The organism is Arthrobacter sp. 05N425 (assembly GCF_056397125.1).
In genome coordinates this window covers 244,178-256,502 of record NZ_JBFTMU010000003.1, presented here as the reverse complement: position 1 = coordinate 256,502, position 12,325 = coordinate 244,178, and the positions used below count along the sequence as shown (strand labels likewise).

At 69.5% G+C, this 12,325-nt stretch carries 13 protein-coding genes and 1 riboswitch; of the genes, 10 read left to right on the top strand and 3 right to left on the bottom strand.

The features are described 5' to 3' along the window. Window positions 1-41: 41 nt before the first annotated feature. Entirely contained in the window at window positions 42-314 is a 273-nt protein-coding gene (gene rsrA, locus AC1DGE_RS06795) for a mycothiol system anti-sigma-R factor (protein WP_441417313.1), read from the bottom strand. Beyond that, window positions 311-1,228: a sigma-70 family RNA polymerase sigma factor gene (locus AC1DGE_RS06790; RefSeq protein ID WP_441417312.1), complete on the bottom strand. Its 918-nt coding sequence runs from the start codon at window positions 1,226-1,228 to the stop codon at window positions 311-313. Before AC1DGE_RS06790 ends, rsrA begins: the two co-directional genes overlap by 4 nt. 190 nt (window positions 1,229-1,418) lie before the next feature. Between AC1DGE_RS06790 and AC1DGE_RS06785 the strand changes: the two genes are divergently transcribed. The 10 genes from AC1DGE_RS06785 (at window position 1,419) to AC1DGE_RS06740 (ending at window position 10,805) form a co-directional block, all read left to right on the top strand. Then, a complete protein-coding gene (locus AC1DGE_RS06785) occupies window positions 1,419-1,967 on the top strand; it encodes a DoxX family protein (protein ID WP_441417311.1) in 549 nt (182 codons plus the stop codon). A 7-nt stretch (window positions 1,968-1,974) separates the two neighbouring features. Next, the gene (gene aroA, locus AC1DGE_RS06780) at window positions 1,975-3,363 is read left to right on the top strand and encodes a 3-phosphoshikimate 1-carboxyvinyltransferase (RefSeq protein WP_441417310.1); all 1,389 of its coding nucleotides are present in this window, start codon (window positions 1,975-1,977) and stop codon (window positions 3,361-3,363) included. Further along, window positions 3,347-4,462: a ribosome small subunit-dependent GTPase A gene (gene rsgA, locus AC1DGE_RS06775; protein ID WP_441417309.1), complete on the top strand. Its 1,116-nt coding sequence runs from the start codon at window positions 3,347-3,349 to the stop codon at window positions 4,460-4,462. Before aroA ends, rsgA begins: the two co-directional genes overlap by 17 nt. A gap of 68 nt (window positions 4,463-4,530) precedes the next feature. Further along, a complete protein-coding gene (gene hisN / locus AC1DGE_RS06770; protein ID WP_175321887.1) occupies window positions 4,531-5,343 on the top strand; it encodes a histidinol-phosphatase in 813 nt (270 codons plus the stop codon). A gap of 89 nt (window positions 5,344-5,432) precedes the next feature. After that, window positions 5,433-5,546: riboswitch (SAM riboswitch) on the top strand. Window positions 5,547-5,580: 34 nt separating this feature from the next. Continuing rightward, a complete protein-coding gene (locus AC1DGE_RS06765; RefSeq protein ID WP_441417308.1) occupies window positions 5,581-7,008 on the top strand; it encodes an aminotransferase class V-fold PLP-dependent enzyme in 1,428 nt (475 codons plus the stop codon). A gap of 72 nt (window positions 7,009-7,080) precedes the next feature. Beyond that, complete coding sequence (locus AC1DGE_RS06760; RefSeq protein WP_441417307.1) at window positions 7,081-7,872, top strand: class I SAM-dependent methyltransferase; 792 nt, start codon at window positions 7,081-7,083, stop codon at window positions 7,870-7,872. A gap of 95 nt (window positions 7,873-7,967) precedes the next feature. Then, complete coding sequence (locus AC1DGE_RS06755; protein ID WP_441417306.1) at window positions 7,968-9,263, top strand: Nramp family divalent metal transporter; 1,296 nt, start codon at window positions 7,968-7,970, stop codon at window positions 9,261-9,263. A gap of 10 nt (window positions 9,264-9,273) precedes the next feature. Continuing rightward, window positions 9,274-9,987, top strand: coding sequence for a metal-dependent transcriptional regulator (locus AC1DGE_RS06750; protein WP_476892272.1), 714 nt, complete (start codon window positions 9,274-9,276; stop codon window positions 9,985-9,987). Further along, entirely contained in the window at window positions 9,988-10,437 is a 450-nt protein-coding gene (locus tag AC1DGE_RS06745) for a fluoride efflux transporter FluC (protein ID WP_441417305.1), read from the top strand. Beyond that, window positions 10,434-10,805, top strand: a complete 372-nt coding sequence (locus AC1DGE_RS06740; protein WP_476892271.1) for a fluoride efflux transporter FluC — start codon at window positions 10,434-10,436, stop codon at window positions 10,803-10,805. The genes AC1DGE_RS06745 and AC1DGE_RS06740 overlap by 4 nt, the downstream gene beginning before the upstream one ends. On the opposite strand, the gene AC1DGE_RS06735 is transcribed toward AC1DGE_RS06740, so the two are convergent. Then, window positions 10,802-12,220: an MFS transporter gene (locus tag AC1DGE_RS06735; RefSeq protein ID WP_476892270.1), complete on the bottom strand. Its 1,419-nt coding sequence runs from the start codon at window positions 12,218-12,220 to the stop codon at window positions 10,802-10,804. The two genes, AC1DGE_RS06740 and AC1DGE_RS06735, sit on opposite strands and share 4 nt — an antisense overlap. Window positions 12,221-12,325 lie beyond the last annotated feature (105 nt).

The following is a 12,325-nucleotide window of genomic DNA, read 5'->3' as shown; positions in this document are numbered from 1 at the left end:
TCTTTCGCTGTTTCTTGGTCCTTCGCGGGGCCCGGCGGCGCTCAGGCCTCCGCGTCGGCCTCAACCGCGCGGATCGAGTGGATCCGGTCGAGGATGGAATTCTTGAGATTCTCGGGCGCGGCCTCCGTGCAGGAGCGCTTTACCATCACGCGGATGACGCACTCGAGGTCATACTGCTCGTGGCACTCGGGGCACTCGTCGAGGTGGTCCTTGATCTCGGCGATGTCGTCGTGTGTCAGGGCCCCGTCGAGGTACTCGTAGATGCGCTGCATCCGGGTGTCATCGCAGTCGCCCAGTCCCTGGCAGTCGCTCATTTCCTGTTCTCCTGATTGTTGCTTTCGGCCGCTGCGGCGGGATCGCCCGCGGCTTTGAATCCCCGCTCGGCCGCGTAGTCGGCCAGCATGTCCCGCAGCATTCTCCGGCCGCGGTGCAGCCGGGACATGACGGTCCCGATCGGGGTGTTCATGATGTCTGAAATTTCCTTGTACGCGAAGCCCTCGACGTCGGCGAAGTAGACGGCGAGCCGGAACTCCTCCGGGATCGACTGCAGGGCCCGTTTTACGTCCGAGTCCGGCAGATGGTCCAGCGCTTCAGCCTCCGCCGAGCGCAGGCCGGTCGAGGTGTGCGACTCGGCGCGGGCCAACTGCCAGTCCTCGATGGTGTCCGAGTTCGACTGCAGCGGTTCACGCTGGCGCTTGCGGTACAGGTTGATGTACGTGTTGGTGAGGATCCGGTACAGCCATGCCTTGAGGTTCGTTCCGGGCTTGTACTGGTGGAAGGCGGAAAACGCCTTCGTGTACGCCTCCTGGACGAGGTCCTCGGCGTCGGCGGGATTCCGCGCCATCCGCATGGCCGCGGAGTAAAGCTGGTCGACGTACTGCATCGCGTCGCGCTCGAAGCGGATGCGGCGCTCGTCGGTGGTCTCGGCAGTCGTGTCCAGCGGCTGGCCGGTGCCGTCCGCCGCTACGGTTTCCACGGCTGTTCGTTCCGCGATGGCCTCGTCCGCGGCTGTCGCCTGCGCCGTACTACTGGCGGCGGCTGCCTTGGTGGGCTTGGCGTCGTCGTTTCCGGCAACCTCGTGCATGGCCGCAACGGCCGGATCCATGGTGCTCATTGCGTTCAAGTCTACTGTCACCTTCCGGCGGGTGCTCAAAGCCCCCGTCAGGGCCGCGGCCCACGGGTCCGCGGCGGCTTCATCCAGCAGCCCGGATTCTTTAACCAGAACCAAACCTCCGCCTTCCTGCACTGGCCGGATGACCGGCCGTGCCCATAGTTATTGCGCTGGTTTTCCCGCCCCCATTTCGGCTGGAATCTGTCATGCACAACCCCGCACAACGGGCAAATATTCCGCAAAAGTGCAAGACTAGAACCGGTTCTCCCGCACAGCGTCCGCGGTTCGTCCATCCAGGAGGAAATTCATGTCCTTTGTCCGCTTTCTCGCCCGCCCCATGCTCGCCTCCAGTTTCGTGCTCGCAGGCATGGACAAGCTAAAGAATGCGGATGACACTGCGACACAGCTGTCTCCCCTGCTGCGCCGCGCGGCTGAGTCCCTCCCCTTCCAGGCCGACGAGAAAGTCCTGGCCCGCGTGATCGGCGGCACCCAGGTGGGTGCCGGCGTGTGCCTGGCCCTCGGCAAGGCCTCCCGCCTGGCCGCCACCGTGCTCGCTGTGATCTCGGCGCTCAATGGCTACGTTGAATGGCGCAGCGCGGACATCTCGTCCAAGGAAGGCCGCGACGCCCGGCGCAAGCAGCTGCTGAAGAACGTCTCACTGACCGGCGGGGTGCTGCTGGCTTCCGTGGACACCGCGGGCAAGCCGAGCCTGGCCTGGCGTGCAGAGCACCTCGCCGCCGACGCCCGGAAGACCACCGCACACCTCGCCGCGGACGCCCGGAAGACCACCGGCAAGAAGCTGAAGAAGGCTGACAAGGCGGTCCGCAAGGCCGTCGACCACGCTGTCGGGGCCTAAGACGGCAATGACTGGCACCACCCCCACCGCTGCAGCCCCTTCCCTTCCGGCCGGCGGCGGTCCGCATTGGCGTGCGCCCTTCGCCGAGCGTCCCGTCGACGCCACCGTCACCGTTCCCGGCTCCAAGTCCCTGACTAACCGGTACCTGATCTTGGCCGCCCTCGCGGACGGGCCGTCCAAGCTCCGTGCTCCGCTGCACTCCCGGGACTCGGCCCTGATGATCGAGGCCCTCCGGCAGCTGGGGGCCACCATCACCGAAGTGCCCGGCGACGGCGCCTACGGCCCGGACCTGGACATCACCCCCATCGCCCCGGATGCCGCTGCCGCGGACACCTCAATCGACTGCGGCCTGGCCGGCACGGTGATGCGCTTCGTGCCTCCGGTCGCCGCGCTGCACCGCGGCCGCTCAGCATTCGACGGCGATCCCCACGCCCGAAACCGGCCGATGGGCACCATCATCGAGGCACTGACCGGTCTCGGCGTCGCCGTTAGCGCCCCCGACGGCGGACCGGCGTCGTCGTTGCCGTTTTCCGTCCAGGGAACGGGAGAAGTCCGCGGCGGCCACCTCGTCATCGACGCCAGCGCCTCGTCGCAGTTCGTTTCCGCCCTGCTGCTCGCGGGAGCCCGCTTTACCGAGGGACTCCACCTCGAACACGTGGGAAAGCCCGTACCGAGCCTGGACCACATCAACATGACGGTCGCCGTGCTGCGCGGCGTGGGCGTGGCGGTCGATGACTCGGTGCCGAACCACTGGGTTATTTCCCCCGGCCCGATCCGCGCCTTCGACCAGCGGATCGAACAGGACCTCTCCAATGCCGGGCCGTTTCTCGCCGCGGCCCTCGCCACCCGCGGAACCGTGCGGATCCCCAACTGGCCGGCCGGGACCACCCAGGTCGGCGATCTCTGGCGCGGCATCCTGGCCACCATGGGCGCCACCGTGACGCTGGAGCACGGCACCCTGACCGTGAGCGGCGGCCCGGAGATCAAGGGCGGCGACTTTGACGAAACCAGCGAACTCGCCCCGACCGTGGCAGCCCTCTGTGCCCTGGCCACCGGCCCCTCCCGGCTGAGCGGCATCGCCCACCTCCGGGGCCACGAAACCGACCGGCTTGCCGCCCTCGTCGCGGAAATCAACCGCCTTGGCGGGGACGCCGAAGAGACCCCCGACGGACTCATCATTAGGCCGGCGAAGCTGCACGGCGGCGTCGTGCACAGCTACGCGGACCACCGCATGGCCACCGCGGGCGCAATCCTCGGTCTCGCCGTCCCGGACGTGGAGGTCGAGGACATCGCCACCACGGCCAAGACCATGCCCGGCTTCCCGCAGCTGTGGGGGGCCATGCTCAGCCAGGCAAGCACCGCAGACAAGGACGCCGCCGGTGGCACGCAGCACTGACTCCTGGGACGAATCCGACGTCCGGATCCGCCCCAACAAAAAGGGCTCCCGCCCCCGCACCAAGGACCGGCCCAGCTACGACGACGCCGTCACCGGCCGGATCGTCACCGTGGACCGCGGACGCTACACCGCCGTCGTCGGCGAGGGCACCGCCGACGAACGCAAGATCATCGCGGCGCGGGCCAGGGAGCTGCGCCGCAACCCCGTAGTTGCCGGGGACTTCGTCTCGCTCGTCGGGGACGTCAGCGGCGAACCCGACACCCTGGCCCGGCTGGTCAAGATCCAGGACCGCAGGACGCTGTTGCGCCGCAGCGCGGACGACACGGACCCGATCGAACGCGCCGTCGTCGCCAACGCCGACCAGCTCGTCGTTGTCGTGGCCGCAGCCAACCCGGAACCCCGCACCGGCTTCATCGACCGCGCTCTGGTGGCCGCCTACGACGCCGGCATCGAACCGCTGCTGCTCGTCACCAAGGCCGACGTCAAGGACCCCGCCGAGCTGCTGGCCAACTACCAGCACCTGGATTTCCCGGTGATCATCTCCAAAACCGCGGATTCGGCCGCCTCCGGCATCGACGCCCGCTCCGATGACGGCCTGTCCGCCCGGCTGGACAAGGCCGCCGTGTCGCAGCTGCGGGACTACCTCGACGGGAAGGTCACCGTCATGCTGGGCCACTCCGGCGTCGGCAAATCCACCATGGTGAACGCACTCACCGGCGCCGAACGGGCCACCGGCGGCGTCAACGCGGTCACCGGCCGCGGCCGCCACACCTCCTCCTCCGCGCTGGCGCTGAAGGTCAGCGATGCGCCTGCGGGCAGCTGGATCATCGACACCCCGGGCATCCGCTCCTTCGGCCTGGCCCATGTGGACCCGGACAGGATCCTGCGTTCCTTCCCGGACCTGGCGCCCGGCACCGATGACTGCGAGCGGGGCTGCAAGCACGACGCCACCGCCGTCAATTGCGGCGTGGACGCCTGGGTGCAGGGCGGCCACGCGGGCCCGTCCGGCCCGGCCCGGCTCGCGTCGCTGCGCCGGCTGCTGGGCACCGATCCGCGGCTGGAAGCGCAGGACACCAAGGAACTCGGCAGCGTCTCATAGCCGCGTCTACTTGGCGGCAGCGACGTGGCCTCCCGGTCCGCGGCGCGTTTTGACGGTAGTTTGGAAGCATGAGCCAACCAGCTTCGAGCTACAACGATGACCTGCGCCTTGCCCATGTACTGGCAGATTCCGTAGATTCCCAGACCATGAGCCGCTTCAAGGCGCTCGACCTTCGGATCGAGACGAAGCCGGACCTGACCCCCGTCACCGACGCGGACAAGTCCGCCGAGGAAGCCATCCGCGGGCAGCTGTCCCGCTCCCGCCCGCGCGACGCCGTCCTGGGCGAGGAGTTCGGCAGCTCCGGCCACGGTTCGCGCCGCTGGATCATCGACCCGATCGACGGCACCAAGAATTTCGTCCGCGGCGTCCCGGTCTGGGCCACCCTGATCGCCCTCGTCGACGAAGGCGAACCCGTGGTGGGCGTCGTCAGCGCCCCCGCACTGGGCAAGCGCTGGTGGGCCGCAAAGGGCGCCGGCGCCTACATGGGCCGCTCACTGGCCGCCGCGACCCGGCTGCGGGTCTCCAACGTCTCCCGGCTCGCCGATGCGTCACTGTCCTATTCGAGCCTCGGCGGCTGGAAGCAGCGCGGCAACCTCGACGAGTTCCTCGGACTCACCGAGGAGGTCTGGCGTACCCGCGCCTACGGCGATTTCTGGTCCTACTGCCTCGTGGCCGAAGGCGCCGTCGACATCGCCTGCGAGCCCGAACTCAACCTCTACGACATGGCGGCGCTGGTCCCGATCGTGACGGAGGCCGGCGGCCGCTTCACCTCGCTCGAGGGAGAGGACGGCCCCTTCGGCGGCAACGCGCTGGCGACCAACTCGATCCTGCACTCCGAAGTCCTCAAGCGCCTCAACCCGGGCCTCGACGACCTGCTCTAGCCGGCCACGCCCGAGGCAGCCCGTAACACTACGCTTCATATTCCGCCCTCCCTTTTCCGTGCGACCGGCCATGTCCTAGGCTCGAAGCAGGTCACGAGTGCCAGCGCAAAACCCCGGTTTGCTGGCCGGCAACCCTCCATTCGCGGCGGGGTGCCCCGGGTGACGACCTGGCCGGTCCGGAGCGGACCCGGCAAGCGCGGATCCCCTGTGTGCGGGGTCCTTTTCGAGCGAGGTCCCATGACGACTGCCACCATCCCCACCCACACCACCAGCGCCGGCGGCCCGGAGTTCACCGACGCACGCTTCGACGCCGCCCGCCGGCCACTGTCCGCGGTTTCCGGCGCCGAAATCCTGGCCCCCCTGATCCAGGGCGGCCAGGTCCGGTACGCCAACCTGGACTACGGAGCCTCCGCCCCGGCGCTGTCCGTGGTGTCCGCCTACCTGAACGAGATCCTGCCGTACTACGCCAGCGTGCACCGCGGCGCCGGCTACGCCTCCCAACTGAGTACCTCGGTGTACGAAAACGCCCGGAACATCGTCCGCGGGTTCGTCGGCGGCCGTCCGGATGACTCCGTGATCTTCACCCGGAACACCACCGACGCACTGAACCTGCTGGCCGGCTGCCTGCCCGTCGACGACGGCCGACACACCGGCGAGGTGCTTTACCTCGACATCGAGCACCACGCCAACCTGCTGCCCTGGCAAAACGTCCCGCACCGCAGCGTCGTCGCGGCGCCCACCCTGGCCGGCACCGTGGAGCGGCTCCGGGCGGAACTCGCCCTCGGCGGAGTAAGCCTGCTCGCCGTGACCGGCGCGTCCAACGTCACCGGCGAAATCCTGCCGATCCGTGAGCTGGCCGCGCTGGCGCACGAATTCGGCGCCCGGATCGCCGTCGATGCGGCCCAGTTGGCCCCGCACCGCCGCATCAACATCGCCGCGGACGACGTCGACTACCTCGCCTTCTCCGGCCACAAGCTCTACGCCCCGTTCGGCGCCGGCGTGCTGGTGGGCCGGCCGGACTGGCTGGACGCCGGCACCCCGCACTTGGCTGGCGGCGGCGCAGTACGGGACGCACGACTCGACGCCGTCAGCTGGACCACCGGGCCGGCCCGCCACGAGGGCGGCTCCCCCAATGTCCTGGGCGCGGCCGCGCTGGCCCGCGCCAGCCAGGTTATCGAGGCGCTGGACGAGCAGCAGTGGCACGCCCACGAGGACGCCATCCGTTCCTTCCTGGTCGAGGGGCTGGAGCGGATCGACGGCGTAACGGTCCACCACATCTTCGAGGACACCGGCCGGGAAGGCGGCCCCGGGACGATCGGCGTGGTCAACTTCTCGGTCGCCGGTTACGACGCAGGCCTGGTCGCCGCATACCTGTCCGCGGAGCACGGCATAGGCCTGCGCGACGGCCGGTTCTGCGCCCACCCGCTGCTAAAACGGCTCGGCCTGCCCGCCGGTTCGCTCCGGGCCAGCTTCGGCCTCGGCTCACGGCTCAACGACGCGCAGCGGCTGCTCGCCGGGCTCCAGGAGCTGCGGCGGAACGGCCTGGGCTGGGACTACGTCGTGGACGCCGGACGCTGGGTGCCGGCCAACGACACGCGCAGCTATCCGCACTGGGCGCCGAACACGCCTGGCACCGCTGGCGCAGCCCCCTGCTCCGTCGACTGACCGGCAGCGCAGCCCGGGCCGCGTGCGGTAAATTCGACAGGTACGCACCAGAGCTGCCGAAGGAGATCGCACGTGGCACGCGGCGGCCCCAAACTGCACCACCCCGGACTGCAGGGTGGCCCAAAACTGCAGCACCAGCGGCGGCGGGAGCTCGGGCAGAGCTTCCAGGACGGCGGCGAGCACTACGACCGGGTCCGGCCCGGCTATCCGGCGGATTCGGCCGATTGGCTGATCCCGGCCGGGGCCCACGACGCCGCCGACCTGGGCGCCGGGACCGGTAAGTTCACGGCGCTCCTGGTCCAACGGGGGCTCAGGACCGTGGCCGTCGATCCGTCCCCGGACATGCTCGACCAGCTGCGCCGCGCCCTCCCGGAAGTCGCCGCCGTCGAGGGTACCGCCGAACACACCGGGCTGGCTTCGGGGGCCTTCGACCTGGTCACGGTGGCCCAGGCCTGGCACTGGTGCGATCCCCTGCTGGCCAGTACCGAGGCGGCTCGGATCCTGCGGCCGCACGGCGTTCTCGGCCTGATCTGGAACCAGCTCGACACCTCGGTCCCCTGGGTGCACAGGCTGTCCCGGATCATGCATGCGGGGGACGTCCACAAGCCCCACTTCACGCCGCCGCTGGGACCGGAATTCATCGGGCTGGAGAGTCATCTCACCCGCTGGGAGGATCCAGTAACCACGCAGGACGTCATGGAACTGACCAAATCCCGCAGCTACTACCTGCGGGCAGGCGAGAGCACCAGGGCCAAGGTGCTCGCTAACCTCGACTGGTACCTGCACGAGCACCTAGGACACACTGCCGGGCAGCTCCTGCCGCTTCCCTACCTGACGCAAAGCTGGCGTGCCGTCAAAGCCTGAGGTTCCCGCATTGCACTGACCACGCCGCGGCGCCTATTATTTCGGTGTGCCTAACTTATATTTGTAGGCACTCAGGAACTTCTTGGGAGCCCGCAGTGCTGGACGTAGCCGGACACGAACCCCTGCCCGCGGGGAAACCGCCTGCCCGCAGGATCAGGGGTAGCCGCCGGGCTTTGCTGGGCCTGCTCGGCCCGGCGTTCGTGGCTGCCATCGCCTATGTGGACCCCGGCAACGTCGCCGCCAACCTGACGGCCGGGGCACAGTACGGTTATCTGCTCGTCTGGGTCCTCGTCGCCGCCAACGTCATGGCGGTGCTGGTCCAGTACCAGTCCGCCAAGCTCGGCATCGTCACCGGCAAGAGCCTCCCGGAGATCCTCGGCGAGCGGCTCCGGCCGGCCTGGCGCCGCGCCTTCTGGGTCCAGGCCGAGATTGTGGCCGCAGCCACCGACCTCGCCGAGGTGGTGGGCGGCGCGGTGGCCTTGTACCTGCTCTTCGGCCTTCCGCTCCCCCTCGGCGCCGTCATTGTGGGCGGCATTTCGATGGCCCTGCTCGCCGTGCAGAGCCGCAACCAGCAGCGCCCCTTCGAGTTCGTCATCATGTTCCTGCTGGGCATCATCACCGTCGGGTTCCTGGCCGGACTGTTCATCAGCCCGCCGGATCCGGGCGGGTTCGTGGCCGGGCTTGTGCCTGGCTTCCAGGGCCCGGACACGGTGCTGCTGGCCGCGAGCATGCTCGGTGCCACGGTGATGCCGCACGCCATCTACGTCCACTCGGCGCTCTCCCGGGACCGGCACCGCCCGGATCCGCATCTGCATGTCCCGCCGCACGCCATTGCCCGGCTGATCAAAGCCACGCGCTGGGACGTCGTCGCGGCGCTGGCCGTCGCCGGCATCGTCAACATCGGAATGCTGCTGCTGGCCGCGTCCACGCTGGGCGGTGAAGACGGCACGGACACGATCGAGGGTGCCCACGCCGCCATCACAGCCAACCTCGGCCCGGTGGTCGGCGTGGTCTTCGCCGTCGGCCTGCTTGCCTCCGGCCTGGCCTCCACCTCGGTGGGCTGCTACGCCGGCGGAACCATCATGCAGGGCCTGCTCAAGATCCGCATTCCGCTGATGACGCGACGGGTGCTGACCCTGGTCCCCGCCGTCGTCCTGCTGGCCGTCGGCTTCGACCCCACCTGGGGGCTGGTGCTCAGCCAGGTTGTGCTCAGCTTCGGGATTCCGTTCGTGCTGGTCCCGCTCGTGGTGCTGACCAGCAGCAAGCCGCTGATGGGCCGGTTCGCGGACGGCATGACCCTGCGGGTGGCCGCCGTCGTCAGCGTGATCCTGGTAGTGGCGCTGAACCTGGTCCTGCTGTGGCTCACCTTCACCGGTGCCGCCGGACGGTAGGCTTGGGGCTGTGAAGACCAGTCCGCCCTCCTCCTCCATTGAGGACTACGTCAAGGTCATCTACTCCTTCACGGAGTGGCAGGACAAACCCATCACCTCCACCCAGCTGGCCCAGCGGCTGGGCGTCGCGAATTCCTCGGTCTCCGAGATGGTCCGCAAGCTCAAGGACCAGGGCCTGGTGGACCACAAGCCCTACAGCGCCGTAACCCTGACCGAGGACGGCGTGCGGCTGGCCCTCTCCATGGTCCGGCGGCACCGGCTGATCGAGACCTTCCTGGTCCAGGAGCTCGGCTACCGCTGGGACGAGGTCCACGACGAGGCCGAGCTGCTTGAACACGCCGTCTCGGACACCTTCATCGAGCGGATGTCCGCCAAGCTCGGCAACCCGGTCCGCGACCCGCACGGCGACCCCATTCCGGCCGAGGACGGCTCGGTCCTGATGCCGCCGGCCTACCGGATGAGCGAGCTCGACGACGGCCACACCGGCCGGATCACCCGGATCAGCGACGAAAACCCCGAGCTGCTGCGCTACCTCGCCGCCGAACAGATCGACCTGGACTCCGACGTCGAAGTCCTGGGCCGGAAGCCCTTCGGCGGCCCGCTCGTGGTCCGCATCGGCGCCCGCGGCGAGCTGCGCGAAATCGACCTCGCCGACGAGGTGGCCTCCGCGCTCTGGGTGCACAGCGACGCGGCCCATTCCGGCTGCAGCGTCGAGGGGCGCTGAATGGAAGCGTTGGATGCGGAGCGCCGCCCGGCAACGGTCGCGACGGTTCCCGGCTGGCGGGCATGGGCGGCAGTCGCCGTCGGCGGCCTGATCGGAACCGAGCTGCGCTACGGCGCGGGGCTGGTCTTCCCCGAGGCGGCAGGCGCCGTGCCGTGGACCACGCTTGCGATCAACGTCCTGGGGAGCTTTGTCCTGGCCGCCCTGACCACCATCTGGATTGCCCGGCCGCGGACAGCTTTCTGGCTCCGGGCGGGCCTCGGCCCGGGGCTCCTTGGCTCCTTCACCACCTTTTCCGCGCTGGCCCTCGCCGTCGACCAGCAGATTCGCGGCGGCTTCCACGCCGTGTGGCTCGCCTACCTCGGCTTGTCGCTGGTCCTGGGGCTCGGCGCGGCGGCGGTCGGCTGGAAATCGGGCAAAGCGCTGGCCGACCTGAGCGGCAGGGCACAGTGACCGCCGCCCTGCTGGTGGGGGTCTTCGGAGTGGCCGGCGCCCTGGCCAGGTTCGCCGTCGACTCCTGGTTCGCCCACCGGCCTGGACCCCACCCGCACTGGCCCTGGGCCACCCTGGCCGTCAACGTGGCCGGATCCTTCATCATCGGGCTGTCCCTCGGGATGACGCCGCACCTTGGGCTCGGCCCCGAGTGGCAGACGGCGGTCGCCAGCGGCCTGGCCGGAGGCCTGACCACGTTCAGTTCCTGGACCACGGCCACCATCCGGCTGGTCAGCGAAGCGCGCTACCGGGCCGCCGCCCTGAACGTGGCCGCGAACCTGGCGGCGGGGCTGGCGGCGGCCGCCGTCGGCATCGCGCTGGCCGGCTAAGCCGGCTGGGTAGGGGCGTCCCCTCCCCCACTGTCCGCGGGTTCCCTCGGCGGGTTCCTGATCCCGACGGCGGACGCCGCAGCGCCCGCGACGAATAGCGCGGCGGTGACCGCCGCCGTGCCGTGCAGGCCCGACGTCGTGATCACCGGTCCGGTGATGAGCCCGGCAAAGGCGATGGTCACCAGGCCCGCGATGCGGGCGACGGCGTTGTTGACGGCCGAGCCGATCCCTGCTTCTTCAGGATCCACGGCACCCAGGATCGCGGAGGTCAGCGGCGCCACTGTCACGGCCAAACCGAGTCCGAAGACCACCAGCCCGGGAAAGACCTGTCCGAAGTAATCCAGCGGCAGGCCGATCCCCAGCATCATCAAAAAGCCCGCCGCGCACAGCAGCGGCCCGGCCGTCATGAACCAGCGCGGACCGAAGCGGCCGGAGAGAGCCCCGATCTTTGCGGAGAGCAGGAGCAGGATCAAGGTGGAGGGCAGCAGGGCGATGCCGGCTGCGGTGGCCCCCAGAGCGGCGACCTGCTGCAGGAAAAGCCCCAGGACGAAGAACCCAAGGTTCAACGCCCCGTAGATCACCGTGGTGGCGACGTTGCCCCAGCCGAAGTTGCGGATGGCGAAAAGCCGCAGCGGCATCATCGGCGCCGGGGTCCGCCGCTCGTGGAGCAGGAACCCGGCCAGGCCGGCAATCCCAAGGACCAGCGGCAGCCAGACCTGCGGGGCGCCCCAGCCGAGGCTCCCGCGTTCGATAAAGGCGTACACGACGCCGCCCAGGCCGATGATCGCCAGGACGGTACCCGTGACGTCGATCGTGCTGCCGGGCGCGCGTCCCAGATCCAGTTCGCGCAGCTTGCGCAGGGCCGGCCACACGGCAACCGCCGGGACGATGTTGAGGAAGAAAATGACCCGCCAGGTGAACACATCCACGGAGATGCCGCCAAGCACCGGGGCCGCCACGATGGCCCCGGAGGTCCACGCGGACCACTTGCCGATCGCGGCGGACTGGGCCGGGCCACTGAACACCGTCACGATCAGGGCCAGCGAGCTGGGCACCAGCAGTGCTCCGGCGACGCCCTGCAGGCCGCGCGCCACAATCAGCGACTCCCCGCTCCAGGCGAGGCCGCAAAGCACGGAGGTGGCGGTGAAGCCGGCGAGGCCCCATTGCAGCACCCGGACCCGGCCGAACTGGTCCGAGAGGGAGCCGGCGACCAGGATCAGCGCCCCCAGCGTTAGCAGGTAGGCGTCCACCACCCATTGCTGGACCACCAGGCCGCCGCCGAGTTCACGGCTGATCGCCGGGAGTGCAAGGTTGACCACCGAACCGTCGAGGAAGGCGATGAAGGACGCGACGATCGCCACGTACAGCACGCGCCTCTCAAGGCTGGACAGGGCTGTGGCGGGGGTGCCGGACATGGCTGCTGCCTTCCTCACTGCCTGCCGGACGGCGGGCACCGGGTTTGGGATGAGCCTAGCACCGGCGGCCGGCTGACTGCCGGTGTGCCCGGATCCCGTAAAGTT